This is a genomic window from Cupriavidus sp. WKF15, assembly GCF_029278605.1.
Lineage (GTDB): Bacteria > Pseudomonadota > Gammaproteobacteria > Burkholderiales > Burkholderiaceae > Cupriavidus.
Genome location: NZ_CP119572.1, coordinates 570,797 through 595,947 on the forward strand (window position 1 = coordinate 570,797; position 25,151 = coordinate 595,947).

At 65.9% G+C, this 25,151-nt stretch carries 23 protein-coding genes; 11 read left to right on the forward strand and 12 right to left on the reverse strand.

What is annotated here, in order from left to right:
* Positions 1 to 131 precede the first annotated feature (131 nt).
* The 4 genes from CupriaWKF_RS02740 to CupriaWKF_RS02755 form a co-directional block, all read right to left on the reverse strand.
* Entirely contained in the window at positions 132 to 1,832 is a 1,701-nt protein-coding gene (locus CupriaWKF_RS02740; RefSeq protein WP_276099514.1) for an MFS transporter, read from the reverse strand.
* Between the two features lie 240 nt (positions 1,833 to 2,072).
* Complete coding sequence (locus tag CupriaWKF_RS02745; protein WP_276099515.1) at positions 2,073 to 2,417, reverse strand: DUF4212 domain-containing protein; 345 nt, start codon at positions 2,415 to 2,417, stop codon at positions 2,073 to 2,075.
* The gene (locus tag CupriaWKF_RS02750; protein ID WP_276099516.1) at positions 2,414 to 3,967 is read right to left on the reverse strand and encodes a sensor histidine kinase; all 1,554 of its coding nucleotides are present in this window, start codon (positions 3,965 to 3,967) and stop codon (positions 2,414 to 2,416) included. Before CupriaWKF_RS02750 ends, CupriaWKF_RS02745 begins: the two co-directional genes overlap by 4 nt.
* Before the next feature lie 70 nt (positions 3,968 to 4,037).
* Positions 4,038 to 4,727: a response regulator transcription factor gene (locus tag CupriaWKF_RS02755; protein WP_276099517.1), complete on the reverse strand. Its 690-nt coding sequence runs from the start codon at positions 4,725 to 4,727 to the stop codon at positions 4,038 to 4,040.
* Between the two features lie 275 nt (positions 4,728 to 5,002).
* Here CupriaWKF_RS02755 and recA point away from each other — a divergent pair, with 275 nt between their 5' ends.
* The 8 genes from recA to CupriaWKF_RS02795 all read left to right on the forward strand — a co-directional run bounded on the left by recA (position 5,003) and on the right by CupriaWKF_RS02795 (position 13,436).
* A complete protein-coding gene (gene recA, locus CupriaWKF_RS02760) occupies positions 5,003 to 6,061 on the forward strand; it encodes a recombinase RecA (protein WP_276099518.1) in 1,059 nt (352 codons plus the stop codon).
* An 88-nt stretch (positions 6,062 to 6,149) separates the two neighbouring features.
* A complete protein-coding gene (gene recX, locus CupriaWKF_RS02765) occupies positions 6,150 to 6,620 on the forward strand; it encodes a recombination regulator RecX (RefSeq protein ID WP_276099519.1) in 471 nt (156 codons plus the stop codon).
* A gap of 283 nt (positions 6,621 to 6,903) precedes the next feature.
* Positions 6,904 to 7,578 carry a DUF2889 domain-containing protein gene (locus CupriaWKF_RS02770; RefSeq protein WP_276099520.1) on the forward strand — a complete coding sequence of 225 codons (675 nt, stop codon included), beginning with the start codon at positions 6,904 to 6,906 and terminating at the stop codon, positions 7,576 to 7,578.
* An 87-nt stretch (positions 7,579 to 7,665) separates the two neighbouring features.
* Positions 7,666 to 8,835, forward strand: a complete 1,170-nt coding sequence (gene sucC / locus CupriaWKF_RS02775; protein ID WP_276099521.1) for an ADP-forming succinate--CoA ligase subunit beta — start codon at positions 7,666 to 7,668, stop codon at positions 8,833 to 8,835.
* Between the two features lie 87 nt (positions 8,836 to 8,922).
* The gene (gene sucD / locus CupriaWKF_RS02780; protein ID WP_276099522.1) at positions 8,923 to 9,804 is read left to right on the forward strand and encodes a succinate--CoA ligase subunit alpha; all 882 of its coding nucleotides are present in this window, start codon (positions 8,923 to 8,925) and stop codon (positions 9,802 to 9,804) included.
* Between the two features lie 270 nt (positions 9,805 to 10,074).
* The gene (locus CupriaWKF_RS02785; protein ID WP_276099523.1) at positions 10,075 to 10,770 is read left to right on the forward strand and encodes a TerC family protein; all 696 of its coding nucleotides are present in this window, start codon (positions 10,075 to 10,077) and stop codon (positions 10,768 to 10,770) included.
* A gap of 315 nt (positions 10,771 to 11,085) precedes the next feature.
* Positions 11,086 to 11,553, forward strand: coding sequence for a prepilin-type N-terminal cleavage/methylation domain-containing protein (locus CupriaWKF_RS02790; protein WP_276099524.1), 468 nt, complete (start codon positions 11,086 to 11,088; stop codon positions 11,551 to 11,553).
* A gap of 86 nt (positions 11,554 to 11,639) precedes the next feature.
* A complete protein-coding gene (locus CupriaWKF_RS02795) occupies positions 11,640 to 13,436 on the forward strand; it encodes a Wzy polymerase domain-containing protein (protein ID WP_276099525.1) in 1,797 nt (598 codons plus the stop codon).
* 9 nt (positions 13,437 to 13,445) lie between these two features.
* Here the strand turns inward: CupriaWKF_RS02795 and CupriaWKF_RS02800 are convergent, their stop codons facing one another.
* Together CupriaWKF_RS02800 and CupriaWKF_RS02805 are read right to left on the reverse strand one after the other, a co-directional pair.
* On the reverse strand, positions 13,446 to 13,976 hold the full coding sequence (locus CupriaWKF_RS02800) for a YMGG-like glycine zipper-containing protein (protein ID WP_276099526.1): 531 nt from the start codon (positions 13,974 to 13,976) through the stop codon (positions 13,446 to 13,448).
* On the reverse strand, positions 13,973 to 14,428 hold the full coding sequence (locus CupriaWKF_RS02805; RefSeq protein WP_276100644.1) for a hypothetical protein: 456 nt from the start codon (positions 14,426 to 14,428) through the stop codon (positions 13,973 to 13,975). The genes CupriaWKF_RS02800 and CupriaWKF_RS02805 overlap by 4 nt, the downstream gene beginning before the upstream one ends.
* A 314-nt stretch (positions 14,429 to 14,742) precedes the next feature.
* Between CupriaWKF_RS02805 and CupriaWKF_RS02810 the strand changes: the two genes are divergently transcribed.
* A complete protein-coding gene (locus tag CupriaWKF_RS02810) occupies positions 14,743 to 16,002 on the forward strand; it encodes a GGDEF domain-containing protein (protein ID WP_276099527.1) in 1,260 nt (419 codons plus the stop codon).
* A gap of 31 nt (positions 16,003 to 16,033) precedes the next feature.
* Here CupriaWKF_RS02810 and moaC read toward each other — a convergent pair whose 3' ends face one another.
* Entirely contained in the window at positions 16,034 to 16,513 is a 480-nt protein-coding gene (gene moaC, locus CupriaWKF_RS02815) for a cyclic pyranopterin monophosphate synthase MoaC (RefSeq protein ID WP_276099528.1), read from the reverse strand.
* Between the two features lie 219 nt (positions 16,514 to 16,732).
* On the opposite strand from moaC, the gene CupriaWKF_RS02820 reads away from it, so the two are divergent.
* Entirely contained in the window at positions 16,733 to 18,370 is a 1,638-nt protein-coding gene (locus tag CupriaWKF_RS02820) for a M48 family metalloprotease (RefSeq protein WP_276100645.1), read from the forward strand.
* A gap of 24 nt (positions 18,371 to 18,394) precedes the next feature.
* Here CupriaWKF_RS02820 and CupriaWKF_RS02825 read toward each other — a convergent pair whose 3' ends face one another.
* The 5 genes from CupriaWKF_RS02825 to CupriaWKF_RS02845 all read right to left on the reverse strand — a co-directional run bounded on the left by CupriaWKF_RS02825 (position 18,395) and on the right by CupriaWKF_RS02845 (position 21,916).
* Positions 18,395 to 18,973 (reverse strand): DUF2946 family protein, encoded by a 579-nt coding sequence (locus tag CupriaWKF_RS02825; RefSeq protein ID WP_276099529.1) that lies wholly within the window; start codon positions 18,971 to 18,973, stop codon positions 18,395 to 18,397.
* A 32-nt stretch (positions 18,974 to 19,005) separates the two neighbouring features.
* Complete coding sequence (locus tag CupriaWKF_RS02830; RefSeq protein ID WP_276099530.1) at positions 19,006 to 20,073, reverse strand: hydrolase; 1,068 nt, start codon at positions 20,071 to 20,073, stop codon at positions 19,006 to 19,008.
* A 55-nt stretch (positions 20,074 to 20,128) separates the two neighbouring features.
* Entirely contained in the window at positions 20,129 to 20,569 is a 441-nt protein-coding gene (locus CupriaWKF_RS02835) for a nuclear transport factor 2 family protein (protein WP_276099531.1), read from the reverse strand.
* Positions 20,570 to 20,586: 17 nt separating this feature from the next.
* Positions 20,587 to 21,609 carry a lipopolysaccharide heptosyltransferase II gene (waaF, locus tag CupriaWKF_RS02840; protein ID WP_276099532.1) on the reverse strand — a complete coding sequence of 341 codons (1,023 nt, stop codon included), beginning with the start codon at positions 21,607 to 21,609 and terminating at the stop codon, positions 20,587 to 20,589.
* Between the two features lie 112 nt (positions 21,610 to 21,721).
* On the reverse strand, positions 21,722 to 21,916 hold the full coding sequence (locus CupriaWKF_RS02845) for a zinc-finger domain-containing protein (protein WP_211948900.1): 195 nt from the start codon (positions 21,914 to 21,916) through the stop codon (positions 21,722 to 21,724).
* 237 nt (positions 21,917 to 22,153) lie between these two features.
* Here CupriaWKF_RS02845 and CupriaWKF_RS02850 point away from each other — a divergent pair, with 237 nt between their 5' ends.
* Entirely contained in the window at positions 22,154 to 25,120 is a 2,967-nt protein-coding gene (locus tag CupriaWKF_RS02850) for a DEAD/DEAH box helicase (RefSeq protein ID WP_276099533.1), read from the forward strand.
* Positions 25,121 to 25,151 lie beyond the last annotated feature (31 nt).

A 25,151-nucleotide genomic window follows, 5' to 3' on the forward strand; every position in this document is an offset into this window, starting at 1 on the left:
AGATTTTTGAGGCTGTCAACACCTTTTCGGGAAGCGCGGGTGAGAGACCCGGAAACGAAAACCGGCAGGCCTTGCGGCCTGCCGGCTGGAGCGACCGATTACCGGATCGGTCTTGCCTGAAACTGCCTGGCTCAGTCGTTCGCGTAGATGTCCACGTCCTTGGTTTCGCGCACGAACAGGGCGCCGATCACGAAAGTGACCGCGGCGATGATGATCGGATACCAGAGGCCGTAGTAGATGTTGCCGTTCTGGGCCACGAGCGCGAACGAGATCGTGGGCAGCAGGCCACCAAACCAGCCGTTGCCGATGTGGTAGGGCAGCGACATCGAGGTGTAGCGGATGCGCGTCGGGAACAGTTCCACCAGCATGGCTGCGATCGGGCCATAGACCATCGTCACGTAGATGACCAGGATGGTCAGCAGGACCAGCACCATGACGGTATTCATCTGCGCCGGGTCGGCCTTGGTGGGATATCCGGCGGCAGTCATGGAGTCGCTCACTTCCTTCTTGAATGCAGCGATCTGCTTCTTGCTGGCATCGTCGAAGCTGTGGCCGGCGGGAACCAGCTTGGCATCGAAGGCGGCAATTTCCTTGTCACCGATCTTCACCGAGGCGGTGGTGCCTGCCGGGGCATTGACAACCTCATAGCTCGCGCTGGATTGGGCCAGCGTACGCTTGACGATGTCGCAGGAGCTGCGGAAGTCGATCTCGCGCGCGATCGGGCTGCCTTGGAACGAGCACTGCTTCGGATCGGCGGTCACGACGATCTGGGCGGAATGCTGGGCACGCTCGAGCGCCGGATTGGCATAGTGGGTGATGCCCTTGAAGATCGGGAAGTAGGTGAACACCGCCAGCGCGCAGCCGGCCATGATGATCCACTTGCGGCCGATCTTGTCGGACAGCGAGCCGAAGAAGATGAAGAACGGCGTGCCGAGCACCAGCGCGCCGGCGATCAGCAGGTTGGCCGTGGTGGCGTCGACCTTGACCACCTGGGTCAGGAAGAACAGCGAGTAGAACTGGCCGGTGTACCACACCACAGCCTGGCCGGCGGTCAGGCCCAACAGCGCCAGGATCACGATCTTCAGGTTGCGCCACTGGGCGAAGGATTCGGTCAGCGGTGCCTTGGAGGTCTTGCCCTCGGCCTTCATGCGCTGGAACGCCGGCGATTCGCTCATCGACAGCCGGATGTAGACCGACATGGCCAGCAGCAGGATCGACACCAGGAACGGGATGCGCCAGCCCCAGGTATCAAAGTTCGCGCCGGTCAGGTTGCGGCACAGCAGGATCACGATCAGCGACAGGAACAGGCCCAGCGTCGCCGTGGTCTGGATCCACGACGTATAGGCGCCGCGCTTGCCGTGCGGCGCGTGCTCGGCCACATAGGTGGCGGCACCACCGTACTCGCCGCCGAGCGCCAGGCCCTGCAGCATGCGCAGCGCGATCAGGATCACCGGGGCGGCCCAGCCGATGGTGGCATAGCCGGGCAGCAGGCCGACGATGAAGGTCGACAGGCCCATGATCAGGATCGTGATCAGGAAGGTGTACTTGCGGCCGATCATGTCGCCCAGGCGGCCGAATACCAGTGCGCCGAACGGCCGCACGATGAAGCCGGCGGCGAAAGCAAGCAGGGCGAAGATGAAGGCCGAGGTCGGGTCGAGGCCGGCGAAGAACTGCTTGGCGATGATGGCCGCGAGCGAGCCATACAGGTAAAAGTCATACCACTCGAACACCGTGCCGAGCGAAGAAGCCAGGATTACCTTCCTCTCCTCGGTGGTCATCGGTGCATGCTGTGCGCTGCCTCCAGGCATCGCTACGTTCTGCGGGTTTGCCATGTTGTCTCCCTCCGTCTGAAATCGATCACCGGCGAGGCCGCGGACGCACCGCAAGACATGGCGCGCTGCGGAGCCATAGGCACCGGAGCTGCAAGGATTTTGGGAGGCGAAACTTACTGAGTTCTGACAGATTTCCGCCGTTTGGCGCGCAAAACGTCGGGGTATACGCTAGCCTGCGCCGGGCATGATCCGGCACTTTTGTTGCTGCATTGCGAGGGGGGATGTGCGGCAAACGCCGTGCTATGGCGCTATACCGGTTTGGTGCGGCGCGGCATTCTTGCCGTGATCGGGTGGCATGCCCTGCGCAGGTGGGGGGACGTCAATGGCGGCCTCGTCAGCTTCGTCATCGGCCCGGTTCATGCGCCAGGCATAGAGCGCGGTCATCAGGACGTAGATCACCAGCGCGCCCTGGGCGCCCATCCAGAAGGAAAACGGCCAGCCAAAGAAGTCAAAGCGCAGGTCGCGCGCGAACCAGCTCACAACGAAGGTGACGACGAACCAGACTGCGAGCAGCGCGCCGATCCAGCGCAGGTTGCGCCGCCAGGCACGCTTGATTGCCGGATCGACAGGCGGGTGCGCGCTCATGCCGCCAGCTCCGGTGCGGGCCGCCGCAGCGTGATGCGGAATCGTGCGCCGGCCAGGCGGGGCTCCTGCTGGTAGACATGGTCGTCGATCCGGACTTCGCCGCCATGCTGCTGCACGATCTCGCGCACAATGGCCAGGCCCAGGCCGCTGCCTTCGGTGTTGGTGCCCAGCACGCGATAGAAGCGCTCCATCACGCGTTCGCGGTCCGCCGGCGCAATGCCGGGCCCGGTGTCTTCCACGTCGAGATACGCGAACGGCTCGAAGGCATCGGCGCTGACGCGCACGGTGGCATGCCCGCCGGGCGGCGTGTAGCGGATGGCGTTGTCGATCAGGTTATTGAGCATTTCCGTGAGCATCAGGCGGTTGCCCTGGACCATCACCGGATGGTCGTCGGCATCGAGCCCCAGGTCGATTTGCCGGGCCCAGGCGCGCGGCAGCCAGTCCTTCACCACCTCGCGCGCGAGCGCGGCCAGGTCCAGCGCGGCCATGCTGCCGGCACCGGCCAGGTTTTCCATGCGCGCGAGCGACAGCAACTGCGTGACCAGGTGCGCCGTGCGCTCGGAACTGCCCGCGATCTGCGCCAGCGACCGGCGCAGCTCCTCCGGCGACTGTTCGCGCTGCGCCAGTTCGGCCTGCATGCGCAGCCCGGCCAGCGGCGTCTTCATCTGGTGCGCGGCATCGGCGATAAAGCGCTTCTGCGTCTGCACCGACTGGTCCAGCCGCGCCAGCAGTTCGTTGAACGACGCGACCAGCGGCGTGATTTCCTGCGGCGCGGCGCGCTCGTCGATGGGGCTGGTATCACCGGGATTGCGCGCGCGGATGCGCTGCTGGATCGCCGTGAGCGGCGCCAGCCCGCGCGTGAGCCCGAACCACACCAGCACCACGGCCAGCGGCAGGATCACGAACTGCGGCAGGATCACGCCCTTGATGATTTCGTTGGCGAGCCGCGCGCGCTTGTCGAGGGTCTCGGCCACCTGCACCAGCACGGGCTGGGTGCCGCTGACGTTCTTGAGATCGATATAGGTATAGGCCACGCGCACGTCGTTGCCGACCACGCGGTCGTCGCGCAGCGATACCAGGCCGGGATGGCCCTGATCCTCTTCAGAGGGCAACGGCAGGTCGTGGTCGCCGGCGACATACTCGCCGCGCTTGCCGACGACCTGGTAGTAGATGTTGTCGGTCTCGTCCGCACGCAGGATCTCGCGCGCCGACAACGGCAGCTGCAGCGTGACCCGGCCATTCACCTCCCGGACCTGCTGCGACAGCACGATCGCGCTGGCTTCGAGTGCGCGGTCGAACGGCCCGTTGGCGATCGACTTGGCCACCAAGTACGTGACGGCGATGCTCATCGGCCAGAGCAGCAGCAGCGGCGCCAGCATCCAGTCCAGGATCTCGCCGAACAGCGAGCGCGGGGCGGGCTGGGCGGTGCTCTCCTCCAGGTGGGGCAGGGCGTCGGCCAGGTCGTCCGGGTCGTCCGGGTCGTCGGCAGCGGCGGGAGGCGTCGGATCCTTGGCGGGCGGATGCCGCCATGGCAGTCGCAGCAGGCTCATCTCGGCAAAGGGTGTGGGGCGGTTTCGGTCGAGTGATCGGCTGCGTGGGCGTGAAGGGTGCGTGCGGTTCTCAGCTATGGGCGGCCACGGCCGGCTGGAATTTCTCCAGGCAATAGCCCAGGCCGCGCACGGTGGCGATGCGGATGCCGCCGACCTCGATCTTCTTGCGCAGCCGGTGCACGTAGACCTCGATCGCGTTGTTGCTGACTTCCTCGCCCCATTCGCACAGGTGGTCCACCAGTTGTTCCTTGGACACCAGCCGTCCGCAGCGGGTCAGCAGGATTTCCAGCAGCCCGATCTCGCGCGCCGACAGGTCCAGCATCTGGTCGTTCATATAGGCGATGCGGCCGACCTGGTCGAAGGCGAGGGGGCCATGGCGCATCAGCGTGGCGCCGCCGCCGGCGCCGCGCCGCACCAGCGCGCGTACGCGGGCTTCGAGTTCGGTCAGTGCGAAGGGCTTGGCCATATAGTCGTCGGCGCCCAGGTCCAGGCCCTTGACGCGCTCGTCCACGCTGTCGGCGGCGGTCAGGATCAGCACCGGCAGCATGGCGCCGCGTGACCGCAGGCGCTTGAGCACCTCCAGCCCTGGCATGCGGGGCAGGCCCAGGTCCAGGATCAGCAGGTCGAAATTCTGGGTCGACAGCGCGGAATCGGCCTCCAGGCCATTCGCGACATGGTCGACCGCATAGCCCGAGTGACGCAGCGAGCGCGTCAGGCCGTCGGCAAGCACGTCGTCGTCTTCGGCGATCAGAATGCGCATGGTTGTCTCCACCACGGCCGGCATTGCCAGCCGCCACGCAAACGATGCGGACAGGGCTTGCCAAGCATACTGTTTTTTTATACAGTACCCGCACATTCCGCGCAGGCCGCCGCAGAAGGTGGCTGCGCAGGCAGTCGGGTGATTTTTGTTGAGGCGCGCAGATCGGGAAGCCGCAGGTCGGAAAACCGGTCGGTCAACCACCGGAAATGCCGGTGCCGCGCCACATTCGACCTCTTTATACCACCATTGACTCAACATTTGACTCAAGGACGACCATGGACGACAAGAAGGCAGGTGCCGGCCTGAGCGCCGAGAAGCAGAAGGCGCTTGCCGCCGCGCTCTCGCAGATCGAGAAGCAGTTCGGCAAGGGCTCGATCATGCGCATGGGCGATGGCGAGGTCGAGAAGGATATCCAGGTGGTGTCCACCGGTTCCCTCGGCCTGGACATCGCGCTCGGCGTGGGCGGCCTGCCGCGCGGCCGCGTGGTCGAGATCTACGGTCCCGAATCTTCCGGCAAGACCACGCTCACGCTGCAGGTCGTGGCCGAGATGCAGAAGCTCGGCGGTACCTGCGCGTTTATCGATGCCGAGCACGCCCTTGACGTCAACTATGCCTCGAAGCTGGGCGTGGACGTCGGCGAGCTGCTGATCTCGCAGCCGGACACCGGCGAGCAGGCGCTTGAAATCACCGACGCACTGGTGCGCTCGGGCTCGATCGACCTGATCGTCATCGACTCGGTGGCCGCGCTGGTGCCGAAGGCCGAAATCGAAGGCGAAATGGGCGACTCGCTGCCCGGCCTGCAGGCTCGCCTGATGAGCCAGGCGCTGCGCAAGCTGACCGGTACCATCAAGCGCACGAACTGCCTGGTGATCTTCATCAACCAGATCCGCATGAAGATCGGCGTGATGTTCGGTTCGCCGGAAACCACCACCGGTGGCAACGCGCTGAAGTTCTACGCATCTGTGCGCCTGGATATCCGCCGCATCGGCTCGATCAAGAAGGGCGACGAAGTGATCGGCAACGAGACCAAGGTCAAGGTGGTCAAGAACAAGGTGTCGCCGCCGTTCCGCGAGGCCTTCTTCGACATCCTCTACGGCCAGGGCATTTCGCGCCAGGGCGAGATCATCGACCTGGGCGTGGATGCCAAGATCGTCGAGAAGTCGGGTGCGTGGTACAGCTACAACGGCGACAAGATCGGCCAGGGCAAGGACAATGCGCGCGAGTTCCTGCGCGAGAACCCGGACATCGCCCAGGAAATCGAGAACAAGGTCCGCGCCACGCTGGGCGTGGCGCCGATCAACGCCGTTCCGGCGGCGGAGGTCGTGGAAGACTGAGCGCCGGCCGGCAGGCACGCTCCCGAGGCTGGCGCATTGCCGATGCGCCAGCCTTTTTTGTTTCCCCTTGCTTCCCAGAATTGCGCTGATGGCCCCCCGTCCCCCGCTTTCCCTGAAGGCCCGTGCCGTGGGCTACCTGTCGCGCCGCGAGCATAGCCGGGCCGAGCTTGCGCGCAAGCTGGCGCCGCACGCGGAATCGCCCGAGCAGCTTGAACAGTTGCTCGACGCCCTCGAACGCGAGAACTGGCTGTCCAACGAGCGTTTTGCCGACAGCCTGCTGCACCGGCGTGGCAGCCGCTACGGCGCGGCGCGCGTGATGCAGGAAGCCAAGACCCACCAGCTTGGCAGCGAGCAACTGGGCGAACTGCAGCAGCGCCTGCGCGAGACCGAGCCCGAACGCGCACGCGAGGTCTGGCGCAAGCGCTTTGGCGCCCCGCCCGCCACGCCGGAAGAGCGCGCCAAGCAGATCCGTTTCATGATGGCGCGCGGTTTTTCGCGCTCGGTGATCGGCAAGGTCATCCAGGGCGCGGAGGACGAGCTTCCCGACGATATGGAATGAGCCTGCCGGGCCGCGAGGCGGGGCGGATTGCAGGCGAATACCAGTACTGCCTACAGGTGTATTCGGGCGTATGCCGGGCTGGTCGCGCGGCGGGTCCGGCACCGGACGGGACATATATGGCGGGTATTCGCCGGTTCTCAGTTCCGGTCGACCGACAATCGGGGGCCGACAACTGGCGCATGCGGATGTTCCCGGGCAAACCGGCACGGCATGTTAAACTCTTCCGGTTTTTCGGCGCCGCTGCCCTGGCGCGGTACCTTGCCCCCGTATTCCCAGCCTGGCCATGCCTCTTTCCCAGCCCGTCAACCGCTCCCTGCGCCATACCCGTGCCATTACGGCCCAGGCTTACCTCAGGGAAGACGGCTTGTGGGATATCGAGGTGCGCCTGACCGACACCAAGCCGCGTGATATTGCCCTGGCGGGTGGCCGCGTCCGTCCGGTCGGCCAGCCACTGCACGATCTGTGGCTGCGCGTGACGATCGACGAGCAACTGACCGTGCTGGACGCGGAAGCCTGCTCCGATTGGGTGCCCTATCCGACGCATTGTGACCAGATTGGTCCGGCTTACCGCAAGCTGATCGGGCTGAACCTGCGCAAGGGCTTCCGCAAGGCGGTACGCGAGCGCCTGTCCGGTATCGAGGGTTGCTCGCACCTTACCGAAGCGGCCGGCGTGCTGCCGAGCGCCGCGATCCAGGCATTTGCCGGAGAAGTCATCAGCATTCGCGATGGCGCCGACGATGATCCCAATCCCGAACCTCCTTACCAGTTGAACGGCTGCCACGCGCTGCGCTTCGACGGCGAGGTGGTCCGGGAGTTTTACCCCCGCTGGTATGGTCACCAGCCGAAGCCCAAGGTTCGGGCCGAGGCGGAGCAGGCCGCTGCGAACACGCCTCAGGCGCAAGCGGCAGCCGGCAACGGCAATGTTCCGTACGACCGGCCAACCGGCACTTCCGGCTGATCCTCAGGATCGGCCACGGACGAGAGAGTTCGTCTTCTTTCAGATTCTTCCCTTCTACCTTTTACGCCTACCCGAAAGGAAACACGCATGAATATCCATGAGTACCAAGGCAAGGAAATCCTGCGCAAATACAATGTGCCGGTTCCGCGCGGCATCCCCGCGTTCTCGGTTGCCGAGGCCCTGAAGGCCGCAGAAGAGCTTGGCGGCCCGGTTTGGGTGGTCAAGGCGCAGATTCATGCGGGTGGCCGCGGCAAGGGCGGCGGCGTGAAGGTTGCCAAGAGCATCGACGACGTCAAGACCTACGCCACCAACATCCTGGGCATGCAGCTGGTCACGCACCAGACCGGTCCGGAGGGCAAGAAGGTCAACCGCCTGCTGATCGAAGAAGGCGCCGACATCAAGAAGGAACTGTACGTTTCGCTGGTGGTGGACCGCGTTTCGCAGAAGATCGCCCTGATGGCCTCGAGCGAAGGCGGCATGGACATCGAGGAAGTCGCTGCCCACAGCCCGGAAAAGATCCACACGCTGATCATCGAGCCGTCGACCGGCCTGACCGACGCTGACGCCGACGACATCGCGCGCAAGATCGGCATTCCCGACGCGAGCATTGCGCAAGCCCGCCAGGCCCTGCAAGGCCTGTACAAGGCGTTCTACGACACCGACGCTTCGCTGGCCGAAATCAACCCGCTGATCCTGACCGGCGAAGGCAAGGTCATCGCGCTGGACGCCAAGTTCAACTTCGACTCGAACGCGCTGTTCCGTCATCCGGAAATCGTCGCCTACCGCGACCTGGATGAAGAAGACGCCAACGAAATCGAAGCCTCGAAGTTCGACCTGGCCTACATCTCGCTGGACGGCAACATCGGCTGCCTGGTGAACGGCGCCGGCCTGGCCATGGCCACCATGGACACCATCAAGCTGTTCGGCGGCGAGCCGGCCAACTTCCTCGACGTGGGCGGCGGTGCCACCACCGAGAAGGTGACCGAAGCCTTCAAGCTGATGCTGAAGAACCCGAACGTGCAGGCCATCCTGGTCAACATCTTCGGCGGCATCATGCGCTGCGACGTGATCGCCGAAGGCGTGATCTCCGCTTCCAAGGCCGTGCACCTGACGGTGCCGCTGGTCGTGCGCATGAAGGGCACCAACGAAGAACTGGGCCGCAAGATGCTGGCTGACTCGGGCCTGCCGATCATCTCGGCGGACACGATGGAAGAAGCCGCCCAGAAGGTCGTGGCCGCTGCCGCCGGCAAGAAGTAAGCCGGGCGCCGTTACCAATACAAGCGAACTTGGGCAGCGCGCGTGGCTCCGTGCCCGCGCTGCCAGAGTCAAGCAAAGGACTAAAGCATGTCGATTCTGATCAACAAAGACACCAAGGTCATCACCCAGGGCATCACCGGCAAGACCGGCCAGTTCCACACCCGTGGCTGCCGTGACTACGCCAATGGCAAGAACTGCTTCGTCGCAGGCGTGAACCCGAAGAAGGCCGGCGAAGACTTCGAAGGCATTCCCATCTACGCCAGCGTGAAGGATGCCAAGGCCCAGACCGGCGCCACCGTTTCCGTCATCTACGTGCCGCCCGCAGGCGCCGCTGCCGCCATCTGGGAGGCCGTTGACGCCGACCTGGACCTGGTGGTCTGCATCACCGAAGGCATCCCCGTGCGCGACATGATGGAAGTCAAGGACCGCATGCGCCGCGAGAACAAGAAGACCCTGCTGCTGGGACCGAACTGCCCGGGCCTGATCACGCCGGACGAAATCAAGATCGGCATCATGCCGGGTCACATCCACCGCAAGGGCCGCATCGGCGTGGTGTCGCGCTCGGGCACGCTGACGTACGAAGCCGTGGGCCAGCTGACCGCGCTAGGTCTGGGCCAGTCGTCGGCTGTCGGTATCGGTGGCGACCCGATCAACGGCCTGAAGCACATCGACGTCATGAAGATGTTCAACGACGATCCGGAAACGGACGCCGTGGTCATGATCGGCGAGATCGGCGGTCCGGACGAAGCCAATGCGGCCAACTGGATCAAGGACAACATGAAGAAGCCGGTGGTTGGCTTCATCGCTGGCGTGACCGCGCCTCCGGGCAAGCGCATGGGCCACGCCGGCGCGCTGATCTCGGGCGGTGCCGACACTGCCCAGGCCAAGCTGGAAATCATGGAAGCCTGCGGTATCAAGGTCACCAAGAACCCGTCCGAGATGGGCCGCCTGCTGAAGGCAATGCTGTAAGCAACACACCCGTGCCCTGTGCGTCATCAGGCGCGCAGGGCTCGTTTTGAACTGCTTCGGCCCAGGTCGGAGTGGAATTGCCCCTGCCATGTGCGGGGGCAATGTCATTGTGGCGATGCGCTTCCTAGGGTATCTCCCGAGCCATTTGCCCGTGATTTGAAACCGAATCGAAAGGTTCGCACGATATACATGTCTGTTTCCACAGACAACCGAAACTGCCGCAGTCGGGCAGAGTCGGCTATATAGATAGAAACCTCGAGGAGCCTTGCCGTGGAACTGCTGTCTTCCACCACGTTCTGGATTGCGTTGGGATCGATCATCCTGACCAACATCGTCCTGTCTGGCGACAACGCGGTGGTCATCGCGCTCGCCTCGCGCAACCTGCCGCCCGCGCAGCAGAAGAAGGCCATCTTCTGGGGCAGCGCCGCCGCCATCATCATGCGGGTGGTGCTGACCGTGGCAGCCGTCAAGCTGCTGAGCCTGCCGTACCTGAAGATCATCGGTGCCGTGCTGCTGGTCTACATCGGCGTGCAGTTGCTCAACGGCGACGACGACGAGGAAGGCCACGATGCCAAGGACAATATCTGGGCGGCCATCCGCACCATCCTGATCGCCGACCTGGTGATGTCGCTGGACAACGTGGTGGCCGTGGCCGCCGCGGCGCAGAAGGGTCCCGAGGGCAGCCAGCTGATGCTGCTGATTCTGGGCCTGGGCCTGTCGATTCCGCTGATCGTGTTCGGCAGCACGCTGCTGCTCAAGGTCATGGAACGCTTCCCGGTCATCATCGTGCTGGGCGCCGCGTTGCTGGGCTACCTGGCGGGTGAAATGCTGGTGAGCGATCCGGTGGACGCCGCGTGGTTTGAAGTCAATGTGCCGCATGCCCACCTGGTGTTCGGTATTGCCGGGGCGATCCTGGTGGTGTTGGTCGGCAAGATGATGAGCCGCCGCGCTGCGCAGACGGCCTGACGAAGCGTTTTCAACGCCTCATAGTGAAGGGCAGCCCGCGTGGCTGCCCTTTCTGTTGATGGTGGACGGCAGATGCGGAGCTAACTCATGTGAGTTATCGCACATTTTGTCGGCCGGGCAGGAGACATTGGGAGAGAACTGACAATTTTTGGCGATGAGGCATTGAGGCGCGATTGCGGGGTGACGAAATTTGTCGCTTCTCCCCCTGATCGTGGGGTATCACCCCCTGGCACGGTCTCTGCTCTATCCTCCCCGCACTTCACAAATCGAAGACGTGCAGTGCATCAACCTAAAATCTCTTCGAGGGGTCATCTCATGCAACGGGTACAACAAATGAAGAAGCTGGGCCGTCGGGTTCAGAAGGGCTTTACGCTGATCGAACTGATGATCGTGGTGGCGATCATTGGTATTTTGGCGGCGATCGCAATTCCGCAGTATCAGGACTACGTTACCCGTTCACGCTGGAGCGACAATATCACCTCCGTTTCCACGCTTAAGATGGCGGTTGCGGAGTGTCTTCAAAATAACAGCGGGGCTCTGGGCTCGTGCGATACCGTAGCCAAGCTCACTAATACCGTGGGTTATCCTGGTATTCAAAACCCGGTCAATGGCACTGTGGCGTTGACCGCTGCGACTGCAGCAATTGTTGTTACTGGTGCTGGGGCATTGGCTGCACCGGGATGTACGGTAACGCTGACGCCTACCGTTGGCACCAACGCTGTGACGTGGGCTGGGGTTACTGGTGGCGCGGCTGCCTGCACTAAGTCGCAGACTGGCATCTAAACTTAGTGCGGCTTGGATTTAGGCGCCTTCGGGCGCCTTTTTGTTTGCGCGCACGCTATCATGCGCGTTTCCTCCGAACGCCACGCATGCCGCCCTCCAGGACCGCCTTTGCCGCATCCGCCATCGCCCTGGCGACGGTAATTCCGCTGCTGGTCTCCCGACATACGCTTCCCCTTGCCACTTTCTATGGCGAATGGGCTGGGGCACTGACGTTTCTCATCGCCGCATTTGTCCTCGTCGACAGCAGGTCGAACCTGGCGGCGTCCAATAGGGGATCGATACCCTGGATAGCACTCCTCCCGCTCGGGCTCGTTGCTGTTGGGCTCGTCCAGGCAGCCGCGGGCTTAACTGACCCGACCGGCAGTCGCCTGGCAACACAACTCACCCTTGCTTTCGGCGCAGCGGTCATGCTTGCGACGTGGCGCTACAGCCGGTGCGCATCGCCCGACCAGCGCCGCATCATGGCAGATGCCATTGCCACCGCCTGGCTCGTTGCCGGCCTCCTCGGCACGCTCGCACAGTGGGTGCAACTGTTCCACCTCGAACCTCAGGCCTTCGGCCTCGTCTCCTCCTACTTCTACGACAACAACCGCCGCCTCTGGGGCAACCTGAACCAGCCCAACCACCAGGCCACGGTGGAAGGCCTGGCGCTGGCCGCATCAGTATGGCTGGCCTCACGCGGCAGGCTGCGCTTCCCGGTGTGGCTGGTCGCCACGGTCTTGCTGGAAAGCGGCATCGTGCTATCCGGCTCGCGAACCGGCGTGCTGCATGTCGGGTTGGCTGCCATCTACGCATTGATCGCGGCATGGTTCGCACGTGACGCCCGACGCGATGCCGATCCGATGGCCAGGCCCACCGGCCTGGTCACGGCAGCCACCGTGATGGTGGTCATGCTGCTGGTCCTCCAGCCGGCCATCAAGGCGGCCGGCCAGGCCTTCGACTGGCGCCTGTTCGACACGATTGCCCAGCTGAGGGCCGAAGACCAGGTCTCCGCGCGCGGCGCCCTGTGGGCGCATGCCTGGGCGACGTTCCGCGCCCACCCCTGGCTCGGCGTAGGCTGGGGCGAATTCGGCTGGGCCCAGTTCCAGCAGTTGCCGCAGGTCGGCGTGAAGGTCGAGATGTCCCTTCATGCGCACAATGCCGTACTCGACCTGCTGGCCAAGACCGGAATTCTCGGCACTGCGGGTGTGGCGCTGGCGCTTGCGGGATGGTTGTGGCGCGTGGTGCGTGTCCGGCTCTGGCAGGCAGACGGCGAGGAAAGGGCGCAGACCATCGTCGTTCTCGCGTGGCTTGCCATGCTGTGCGCGCATTCGATGCTCGAGTACCCGCTGCACTACCTGTACTTCTTCCTGCCGTTCTGCTTCATGCTGGGCTGGCTCGAGCCAGGTGGTTTCGGCCGCTGGCGCCTGCCAGGCTGGCTATCATTGGGATTGCTCGCCGGCTTCGCAGCGGTCAGCGCGATCGTGCTGGCTTCAATGTGGCAGGACTACCGGCGCGCCGAGGCCCGTGAATATGCGTCCCGCGAACGCCGCGCCACGCTGCCGATGCCAGCGTACTGGTTCCGTCAGTACGCGTCGGCCGATGTCGCCGAGCGTGCGGCCATCACGCCTGCCAATGCCGCGGACCTGCTGCCTTCGCATGTCGCCGCGGTGCATCTGCTGCCCACGCCCACGATGATTGCCCGCACGGCATGGCTGATGGCGCTGACTGGCGACAGCGCACAAGGCCGCGCATGGCTGGAGCGCTTGCGCTACTACTATCTCGGCGATGAGCCGGCACAGTATGCCGCGCTGGATCAGGCCTGCGGCGAGATCGCCGACTCGGCGCGGCCGCGCGAGTTCTGCCGATGGGTCCGCGAACAGGCGCGGCGTATGCCGGAGTAGGGTGGTCGATCAGTAAGGCACCGCGTATCCCGGCGGCGGAGGCGGTGGATAGTAGTAATACGGCGCTACCGGCCGGCGCGCAGTGTCGACGTGGCCATAGACCGGCACACGGTGGCCGCTGGCGTACATGCACTGCATATAGGCCGCATCGTACCGGTGTTGCGTGCCATAGCCCGAATACGCCGCACTGCTTGTGCCCACCGCCGCGCCGGTCAACAGGCCGACACCGGCCCCCACGGCCGCACCTTCGCCACCGCCGAATGCCGCACCGGCTGCCGCGCCCAGCGCGGTGCCGACGACGGTGCTGCCCACCGCGCTGGTATTGGCCGCCTGGGCCGAACTCACCCCGCCTACCTGCCCGAACGCGTATTGGCGGCAGTTGCCGTCATCGGCCCGGAACTGGTCAAAGGATTTGCCAGTGCCAGGCAGCACCGTCACGGAAGGACCTGACGGCATCACGGCACAGGCGCCCAGCGTCAGCGTTGCCAGAGCCAGAACGACGCCGAGAGGGCGGCTGGCGCAGTGATCAGGTATCTTCATGATGACATCCCCGGGGCAGGCTCCCGGGAGCTTGACGGAGGTTGTGCCGGCACCCTCTGCCAGCCGCCGGGACATGCGTGGATATACGGGTAGTAGCCTTCCGGCTGCTTGCAGTGGTACCACCATGCCTGGGCCGGTGCTTCGGGCGCGGCGCCTTCAGGTCCGGGCGCAGCGACCGGTCCGTCGGGACCCTGCTCGATGTATTGCGTTGGCGCCGCCGGTGCGCCCATGACCGCGGGCGGATAGTAATACGGGTACGGATAGTAGCCATAGGGATAGCCGCCATACACGAATCCCGGGCCGAAATACACGCCCACGCCCACATGCCCACCGTGGTAATAGCCACCGTGGTAGTAGCCGCCGTGGTAGTAGGCCCGGCCGGCTAATGCCGCGCCGCTGGTGGTGATCGCCGCCAGAGCCAGTGCCAACTGGCAAAGCTTGCGCCCGTTCATCGAACTCACCCTAAGCAATTGCGCCAGGCTGTGCCGGCACTGCAGTGCCGCAGCCGGTCCGGCCATGCTGGCCTGATTGATATTGAATACCAATTTACGCCCGCCAGTGGAAGGGCACGTTGTCGTGAAATGCGGCGTTACCTTTATTACGGCACGATGCGCCGGTCGTACACTGGTCCACGCGTGACGTAATGTATTTTGAATCAGACGTCTGAGCCCCACGCCGCTGAAAAATCCGCCTTCATTTTCGGCCTTCGCGGCGCAGTCGCGAAAATTGTAATAAAGTGATTCAACGTAATCACGCATTCAGGACTGTGAACCCCGAATCCCCATCTGAATTTGCCATTGACCCGGTGCGCGTCGAGTTCCGCAACGTGGAAACGGAACGCGCATTCCAGCGCCACCATTTGATACGCAGCCGGTCATCCCTTCACTTGACCCTGCTTTTCTGTTCTGCCTTCTATCTGGCCTTTGCCATGACGGATGTGGCTGCTCTGGGCTATGGACGTGTGACTTTGGTCCTTTTCGTTGGCCGCATGCTGGTCGCGATCACGGCAGTCATGGGCCTGTATCTCCTGCGCGATCAATCAGAATCCATCGTTGCCCACTGGTTCGTGGCAAGCGCGGCCGAGGTCGTAGGCATGGCAACCTTCGCGCTTATCGTCTGGTTCCGTCCGAGTGAAATTCCATGGCATGCGATGTCACTGTGCATCATGCTGATGGTGGTCTATGTCTTCATCCCTAACCGCCTGGTCATCGCAAAGGGTATCGCTATCGCTGCCACGGCGGCCTTCATCCTGATCGCGGTGGAGAAGGGGACCCTGACCGGGTCAGATGCCCTGACGATGTCCATGCTCTTGCTGCTTGCCAACAGCTTCGGCCTGGTGGCGGCCCGCCGCTACCATCGGCTTTGGCGCGACGAGTATCGGGCGTTGATGGATTTGAAGCATCAATCGATCCGGGACCATCTCACCGGCTGTTACAACCGGCGCCATTTGCATGAAGCACTACTGCCGATGGAAATTGCGAGGGCAGAAAGGAGCCGTCACTGGCTGACCCTCGTGGTTTGCGATATCGACCACTTCAAAAGGATCAACGATACCTTCGGACACCAGACTGGTGATGCCGTGCTTCAACATATCGCGGCCTTGCTTCAGGCGATGACGCGCCGGCATGTTGATAGCGTGGTGCGCTATGGTGGCGAAGAGTTCTTGCTGGTCCTGTCGCAGACCGACCTTGACGGTGCTTTGTCCGCCGCGGAGCGCCTGCGTGCGGCGATTGTGGACAATCCGACGGTCGAAGCCGTCAGCGGGAGCATCCCGACTACGGCTAGTTTTGGCGTATTGGCCGTCGATTTTTCGATTGCGGCGCACGGTGCAACCGAAAAGTCCTTGATTGCCGCTGCCGATGCCCTGCTTTATGAAGCCAAGGAAGCTGGCCGCAACAGTATCCGGTGTGGCGAATGGTCCGATGCAGCCGCCGGGCGGGTAGTCGGTTCTCTTCCACTAACGATTTACGATTCCGGCTCGCCGGACAGGTACCCGCTTCATGCCGATTGGGCAGAGGCGCAGTAGACTCCCAGCGACGCTCGGCTCCTGCTTCAGCTTAGGAGCCAGCCACCCAGTCGCCGGATTTGCCGCCATGCTTCTCTAGCAGGTGGACATTGCCGATCACCATGCCCCGGTCCACCGCCTTGCACATATCGTAAATGGTCAGCAGCGCGACCTGCACCCCGGTCAGCGCCTCCATCTCCACTCCGGTCTGGCCGCGCGTTTCCGTGCGCACTGTGCAGGTAATGCTGGCGCTCGCCTCATCCAGTGCGAAGTCCACCGCAACCTTGTTAAGCCCGATCGGATGGCACAGCGGAATCAGGTCGGCAGTGCGCTTGGTCGCCATGATCGCGGCGATTCGCGCGACGCCCAGCACGTCGCCTTTCTTCGCAGTGCCGTCGCGCACGAGCGCGAACGTATCGGGCAGCATGGTAATGCTGCCAGTGGCCACGGCCACCCGGTGGGTGCTGGCCTTGTCGCCGACATCGACCATGTGGGCCTGTCCGGCGGTATCGAAATGGGTAAGCTGCGTCATGGCTGGGTCCTGTGCGGCAAGGTGCGGCAACTGCCAGTGGGAACGGGTTGCGCAGGCCGCTATCATAGCAACATGCCAAAGACCCCATTGCTTCGCAGGCCAGGCGCCGCCGGCCTTTCCGGACGGCAAGGCGCTGCGCCTGTCGGCCCGGCCTCACATGTCCCTGTGCGGCATGCGAGGCCGTGGCGCCGCTCGCTGGTGGCGCTGATCGCGCTGGCCATGGTGACGCCTGCGTGGCCCCAGGGTGGCACTCAGGCGTCGCCCGGTACCGCGGTCAAGTCCTTGGCGACGGTGCCTGCGGAAACCAGCGACCAGGTCTACGACAACCTGAACCGCAGCGTGAAGGCGGGACAGAAATCAGAGTTCGGACTGCGCACCAACAACGCAGTGGTGGATGCCGCCGGCCTGCAGTTGCCGGACATGGGCGACCCGTCGACCGCCGCACTCTCGCCGGACATGGAAAAGCGCCTGGGCGACCGCATCATGCGCGAAATCCGGCGCGATCCGCAGTACGTGCCGGATCCGCTGCTGTCCGATTACCTCAATGCGCTGGGCTACCGGCTGGTGCAGGCGGCGCGGCGCCAGAACATCTCGGGCTCGACCGGCGCCGGGACCTTCGCCACCGGTTTTGACCTGTTCGGCGTGCGCGACCGCAGCATCAACGCTTTTGCCCTGCCGGGCGGCTATATCGGTGTGCATACGGGCCTGCTGGTGCAGTCCGAGACCGAGTCGGAACTCGCATCGGTGCTCGGCCACGAAATCGGCCACGTGATGCAGCGCCATATCGCGCGCGGCATTACCCAGCAGGACCAGTCAATGTGGATCGCGCTGGCCTCGATGGTGCTGGCCGGGCTGGCGGCCACGCGCAGCCCCGACGCCGCCGCCGCGCTCGCGATGGGCGGGCAGGGCGCGGCCATCGCCAACCAGCTGTCGTTCTCGCGCGGCGCCGAGCGCGAGGCCGACCGCGTCGGCTTCCAGATCATGACGGCGGCCGGGTTCGACCCGCAGGGCATGCCGGACTTCTTCCAGCGTCTGCAGCGCGCTTCGGGCACGGCGGAGAACTCGGTGCCTTCCTATGTCCGGACCCACCCGCTCACCTCCGAGCGGATTGCCGACATGCAGGACCGCGTCAGCCACGTGGCGGCACGCAAGGTGTCCAATACGCCGGAATACGAGTTTGCGCGCGCGCGAGCGCGCGTTATCCAGGAAACCTCGCCCAGCGATCTGCAGAACCTGCGTGCTGCCGTGCGCGCTCAGCTGGCCGGTGCATCCGCCTTGCGCTTGCCGGCGCTGCACTACGGCCTGGCCTTCATCGAGCAGCGCCTGGGCCGCTACCCGGCTGCCGAGCAGGAACTGGCCGAGGCGCGCCGCCTGTACGGCAATATTCCGGGCGCCAGTTCGGGCAGCCCGATGCTGGATGTGATGGCGATCGAACTCGCGCGCCAGCAGGGCCGCGTGCCCGAGGCGATGAACCAGGCCACGGCGTCGATGAAGGCCTTCCCGCTGTCGCACGCGGTGGCGCTCACCTATGGGGACACGCTGCTGGGTACCGGCCAGTACGATGCGGCGGTAACGTTCCTGCGTGAACGCACGCGGCAGGAGACCGGGCGCAGCGAATGGTGGGACATGCTGGCGCGTGCCTACGCCGGGCAAGGCAAGCGTGTGCAGCAGCACCAGGCGCTGGCGGAGAAGTATGCGATGGATGGCGCCTACCAGGCCGCGATCGAACAGCTGCAGATCGCGCGCAAGGCCGGCGATGGCGATTTCTACACGCTGTCCGAGGTCGATGCGCGGTTGCACCAGCTCCAGCGCCAGTACCGCGAGGAACGGCAGGACAACAAGGGCATGCCCAACTAGATCCGGTCGGCCCTGTCGGCCCGCTCAGGCGGCCGCCGGCCGCGGGTCGCGGATGAAGCCGAAGCGTTTCGGCACTTCGTTGGCGGCAATCGGTTCGATCGGGATGTCGCGGCCGTCATGGTGGAACACGCCGAGGTCCGCGCCGCACGCGTCGCCATGCCATTCGCATGCGCCGCTGAAGAGGTCGAGGTCGTGGTCGTGCAGCAGCGCGGCGTGCGAATCTCCGTCCTCGCCTTCAATCCTGCCAGCCAGCACGACATTGCCCTGTTCATCGGCATGGCAGGCCTGCACGTCGAACGCGCGTCGCGTGGTCGTGCGTAGCTTGCCTTCATGCAGTCGCACGACCCACGGCGCATAGGCCAGCGACACAAAGACGCGCTGCGGCCCATTCTGGAAGTACCAGGCGCCGCGCTCGTCATGCAGGTAGTTGCGCTCGATGAACGCGACCAGCGTTTCATGCCGGATCGGGTCGCCCGACAGGCCGTGCTGCTGCGCGAACTCATTGCGCAGGCGCCATTGGCCGCGGCGATCCAGCGCCAGCCAGCCGTAGCAGTGGGGCACATCGGGCCAGCGTGCCAGTGCTTGCCGGACTGATTCATCCATGATCGTGTCTCCTCGTTGCTGACGTGCCGGCTTCAGGACATGCTGTCGAAGAAGCGCAGGATCCGGGCGGGCAGCCATTCGATATGCCCGCTGAACGGCAACAGCGGCAGTTGTCCCAGCAGGCCCGCCCGTGGCGTCATGAAGCCGACGTGGCCGCCGTGCTCGGGCTGCTCCAGCCAGACCTGCGGGCTGACGTCGGCGGGGCCCGGCAGGTAGCGGCCTGGCAGGAACGGATCGTTGCGCGCGTTGAGCACGAGCGTCGGCACGGCAATCTCGCCCAGCACGGGCTTGCTCGATGCGCGTTTCCAGTAGTCGTCGGTATCGCGAAAGCCATGCAGCGGCGCGGTCACGACATTGTCGAATGCGTACAGGTCACGGCTCGCCAGCATGGCGTCGCGGTCGAACAGACCGGGATACTGATCCAGCTTGGCCAGTGACTTGCGCTTGAGCGTCTGCAGGAACATGCGCGTGTAAAGCATGTTGAAACCGGCGGACAACGCCGCGCCGCCGGCGGCCAGATCCAGTGGCGCTGAAATGGCCGCGGCCGCGCGCAGGTATCCGGCCGCGCCGCCCTGTTCGCCAAGGTAGCGCAGCAAGGCGTTGCCGCCCAGCGAGATGCCCACCGCCAGCATCGGCCTGCCGTCGGCGCAGTGCTCGCGGCGCAGGCGCTCGAGAATCCAGCGGATCTCGGCGGAATCGCCGGAATGGTAGAAGCGCGGCGCGCGATTGAGTTCGCCCGAGCAGCCGCGGAAGTGCGGGATCACGCCTTGCCAGCCGCGCGGCTGCAGCGCGTGCATCAGCGCCTGCGCGTAATGGCTGCCGGAATCGCCCTCCAGCCCATGGAACATCACCAGCAGCGGCGTGTGGGCGCGCACGGGGTGCGTGGTCCAGTCCAGCTCGATAAAGTCCTGGTCAGGCGTTTCCCAGCGCTCGCGGCGAAAGTGCACACGCGGCGGGCGTTGCGTAAAGCGCGCGGGAATGATGGTCTGGGCGTGCCCGCCCCGCAGCCACCACGGCATGGCGATGCCTTCGCCATAAGCCTGGACGGATGGATTGGCCTGGGTGGTGGGTGGCAGGCGATGGTGCGGAAGCTGCGTCATGCCGGCTCGATGATGCGAAGGGCCGTGCGCGAAGGCGCGCGGCCGGTGGCCGCCTTCAGTGCAGCGCCTGCCCCGGCGCCGCGGCCACGGAGGCTACCTGCACGGCATTGGCCGGGCTGCAGTGGATATGCGCGAGCCGCCAGCCCTCGTGGTTCTGCATCAGCACATAGGTGGTATGCACGTACAGGTCCGCTTCGACCCGGCCCGTGCCGAAGCGCAAGGCCTCGGTCACGTCGAAGATCGACACGCCCAGCGATGCATGGCTGCTGGTCTCGATCGCGTCGATCAGCACCGGCTGTTCTTCAAGCAGTTGCGAGAACGCCTGGCGCAGGTGTTCGTGGCCGATCAGGCGCTGCCCGTCAGGCATGACGCAGGTGATCGAGTCTTCGTCGAGCCACAGTCGCAGCGCGCCCTCGGCGTCGCGCAGTTTCATGGCCTCGCGGAAGGCCTGGACAATGTCTTCCGCGGAATCGAACAGACGGGCAAAACGGGGCATGGTCGCGATGTCAGGAGTCAGGGCCGGTGCAGCAGCTTGCGCAGTTCAACGAACACCATCTCGGGCTCGATGTCCTTCAGGCAGCGCATGTGTCCCAGGGGACACTCGTGTTTGAGGCACGGACTGCATTCGAGTTGCAGCCACATGATACTCGCAGCCTGTGACAGGGGCGGCGTCTGGCGCGGATCGCTGGAGCCGAACACGGCCACCTGCGGCCGGTTCAGCGCGGCGGCGATATGCATCAGGCCGGTATCGTTGCAGACCGCGGCCTCGGACAGCGCCAGCAGGTCGATGGCGTCGTCGAGCGAGGTCTGGCCGCACAGGTTGCGCACGAACGGGGCTTCGCGCGCGATCTCGGCGGCGGCATCCGCGTCGGCGGCGGCCCCCAGCGTGATCATCTGGGCATACGGATACGAGCGCCGCAGCATCTGCGCCAGCCTGGCGAAATGCGCAGCCGGCCAGCGCCGCGCGGGGCCGAAGCCGGCACCCGGGCAGAAGGCGATCAGGCGCGTCTGCGGCGGTATGCCGAAGCGCTCGGCCGTAGCGGCAATACGGTTCGGGTCGGTGCGCAGGCGCGGTTCGGGCAATTCCGCCGGCGGCTTGGCGCCGGGCCGCAGCGCCAGGCGCGCGTAGTGCTCGGCCATGGCCGGGCGGCCGTTGCGCGGCGGGTTGGCGTGGCGCACGTTCAGCATGCCGAAACGCGACTCGCCACGGTAGCCGACGCGCAGCGGAATGCCGGCGAGCCATGGGATCAGCGCCGACTTGAGCGTGTCCGGCAGCACGTAGGCCATGTCGTAGCCTTCGTTCTTGAGCTGCTGGGCGAACATGAAGCGCGCCGAAAGCTGCAGCGTGCCGTGGGTGAGATGGCTCGGGAACACCCTGCCCATCTCCGGCATGCGCGCCAGCACCGGGCCCACCCATTTGGGCGCTAGGGCGTCGATGACCAGCCGCGGATGGCGCGCCTTGAGCAGCGCGAACAGCGGCTGGGCCATCAGGGCGTCGCTGATCCGGTCGGGGGCGATGACGAGGGCTTTTTTCATGAGTGGGGCGAAGCTTGCCCGCGCGTCAGCGCGACGGGCGGGAACGCCAACGCCCCGGGGCGCCGGCAGGCGGCCCGGAGCGTCGGGGTGCTGCGGAAGCGGCTCAGGCTGCTCAGTGGTGGCCCTTCAGCACGGTGCCCGGCTTGAGCTTGTACACCGTGCCGCAGTACGGGCACTTGGCTTCGCCGGTGTCGACCACATCCAGGAACACGCGCGGGTGGTAGTTCCAGGCCGGCGTGTTGGCGGTGGGACAATGCAGCGGAATGTCTTCGGCGCCGATTTCGACGATGTTGGCGGTTTGCGTCATGGTGTTGCGGGTGTCGTGCTTCGGATTGGGTCGGGCTTGCGCCGTGCCGGCAAGGCCGGATGGACGTCAGCCACTTCTTGTCTGGTTTGCCGATTGCGCCGGACATCCCGGCCGCGGCAAAGGCAATATTGTAAGCTGCGGGGCCATGGGTGCCAACGCGGCAGACCGTGAAAGGCGGTCTAAAATGCCCGCTTTCGCATCGTTCTCCCCCAAATTCCTGTCCCTGGACCCGTTCCCGTGCCATCTTTCATCCCTCCCGGCCCCGAAGCGGACCCCGACAGCGGCTCGCCGGCCTGGCAGCAGGCGCTGGAAGCGCTGCAGGGGCTGGCAGGAGGGGCCGCGGCCGCCGGCAACGCTCCCGATCGCCGCCTGCTGTGGGCACTGACGCTGGACGCGGACGGCGCCGTCGGCGCGATCGAGCCGCTCGAGCAGATGCGCGGCGCACGCGGGTGGGGCAAGCCACGGCCGGTGCCGCTGGCGCGCGTGGCCGAGGACGGGCAACTGCCGCCATGGGATGCGCGCGTCGCGCAAGCCATCCGGCGCGACCAGTCGCATAACCGGCGCTACATGCTGGACCGGGCGGCAGCCATCGTGGCACTGATCGGGCATCCGGCGGTCGTGCTGGCCCGCTCGCCGGAACAGGTGCTGGAGGTGACCGAAGGGGCGCCCGCGCTCGAGGCCGTGCACACCAACGGCCGCTATGTGCTGCGGATCTATCCCCCGCTGCGCGAAGCGCCCGCCATGGACGCCTATCTGCCGGCCGCGGCACGGCAGGACGCCGAAGCCCTGCGCCAGGTCACGGTGCTGCGCGACGGCCCGCAGCGCTTGCGCGTGATCCGTTTCACGCCGGCGCAACAAGGCGCGGCGCGGCTGATTGCCGACGGCCTCGCCATCCCGGAAGCCGGCCGCGCGCAACTGGACAGCACGCTGCGCGCGCTGGCCGGGCATTTCCAGGTCGAGGCGGATCCCACCGGCGCCGTGCGCGAACTGGAGCCCGAATCGCGGCTGCGCGCCGAAGTCGCGCCGCATGGCCGCGGCATCGCGCTGCGGCTGGTGGTGACGCCGCTGGGGCCGCTCGGCCCGCGCGTGGCGCCCGGCGCCGGCCGCGAACGGCTGATGGCCAACGTGCGCGGCGAAACGCTCGCGGCGCAGCGCGACCTGGAAGCGGAACTGGCCCACGTGGCCGAGATCTTCGCCGAGCTGCCGTTCCTGGTGCCGCTGGCCCCGCCCGGCGGCGAGCACAGCTGGGTGCTCGACGATCCCGAAGACGCGCTGGCCGTCGTGGAGGCGCTGCCGCGCCTGCCCGCCGTGCTGGCGCTGGAGTGGCCGCGCGGCAAGGAGATGCGCGTGGTGGCCGCGGATCTGCCGCAGCTCAGCGTGACCGTCGAAACCCGCAACGCGTGGTACCGGCTGGTGGGTGAGCTGCGCGTGGCCGAGGGCCTGGTGCTCGAGCTCGGCAAGCTGATCGACTGGACCGGCAGCCACGCCGGCCGCTTCGTGCCGATGGGGCAGGGCGTGTACGTGGCGCTCACGCGCACCTTGCGAGGCCGCTTGCGCGACCTCGCGGGCGTGGCCGACCGCGTGCCAGACGGTATTCGCGTCCCGTTGATGGCCGCGCCGTGGCTCGACGACGTGCTGGCCGGCGCGGGCGTCGATCCCGATGCGCACTTCCGCCGGCGGCTGGCCCGCCTGCGTGCCGCGCGCGAGACCGACATCGCCCTGCCGGCCAACCTGGCGGCGGAACTGCGCCCGTACCAGCATGACGGCTTCCGCTGGGCCATGACGCTGGCCGCAGCCGGGCTCGGAGCCTGCCTGGCCGACGACATGGGCCTGGGCAAGACGCTGCAGGCACTGGCGGTGTTACTGGCCCGCGCGGGCGGCGGCGCGGGCCTGGTGGTCGCGCCGACCTCCGTCTGCGGCAACTGGGCCGCCGAGGCGCGGCGCTTCGCGCCGACGCTGAACGTACACGTCTATGCCGAGGGCGAGCGCGAGACCATGCTCGCGCAGGCGGGGGCGGGCAACCTGGTGATCGTCTCCTACACGCTGCTGCAGCAGGCGCGCCAGGCGTTTTGCGCGCGCGAGTGGCACACCGTCGTCGCCGACGAGGCGCAGGCCATCAAGAATGCCGCATCGCGCCGCGCGCAGGCGCTGTTCGACCTGCCGTCGGGCTTTCGCATGGCGCTGTCCGGCACGCCGGTGGAAAACCGGCTGGCCGAGCTCTGGTCGGTGATGCGCTTCTGCAATCCGGGGCTGCTCGGCTCGCTGGTCCGCTTCAACGAGCACTTCGCCAATCCGATCGAGCGCAGCGGCGCGCGTGAAGTCCGGCAGCGGCTGCGGCGCATGATCGCGCCATTCGTGCTGCGCCGGACCAAGGCGCAGGTCCTTGACGATCTGCCGGCGCGCACCGAGCTGGTCATCCGCGTGGAGCCGGAGCCCGTAGAGGCTGCGCATTACGAAGCGCTGCGCCGGCAGGCCCAATCCGAGGCTGAAGCCGCGCTGGCGCGTGTCGAAGCCGCGCGCAAGGCCACGCGCGGCGCACCGGAAGGCGCGCGCGCCAGGGCCGTTGCACAGGCACAGTTCCAGGCTGAGGCGCGCATCCACGTGCTGGCGCAACTGATGCGGCTGCGCCGTGCCGCCTGCGATGCGCGGCTGGTCACGCCTGAAATCGGACAGGAGGGCGCCAAGCTGCGGACCTTCGTCGAGCTTGCCGGCGAACTCGCGGCCAACGGCCACAAGGTGCTGGTGTTCAGCCAGTTCGTGGACTTCCTGCGCCTGCTCAGGCAGGGGCTGGAGCGCGCGGGCCTGGCGCTGCAGTACCTGGATGGCGCCACGCCGGCCGCGGAGCGTACCCGGCGCGTGGCGGCCTTCCAGGCCGGCGAGGGCGATGTCTTCCTGATCAGCCTGAAGGCCGGCGGCTTCGGCCTGAACCTGACCGCCGCGGACTACGTGATCATCGCCGACCCGTGGTGGAACCCCGCCGCCGAAGACCAGGCCATGGGCCGCGCCCACCGGATTGGCCAGCAGCGGCCCGTCACGGTGTACCGGCTGATCACGGCGGGGACCATCGAAGAGCGCATTGTCGAGTTGCACAAGGACAAGCGGGCGCTGGCGGACGGCCTGCTGGAAGCCGACGAAGAAGCCACGTCCGGCATCGGCGCGCCACTGCCGGACGTGGATGAACTGGTCGCGCTGCTGCGGCGCTGAACGTTGCTCCGGCACGACCATATGCCGGCCG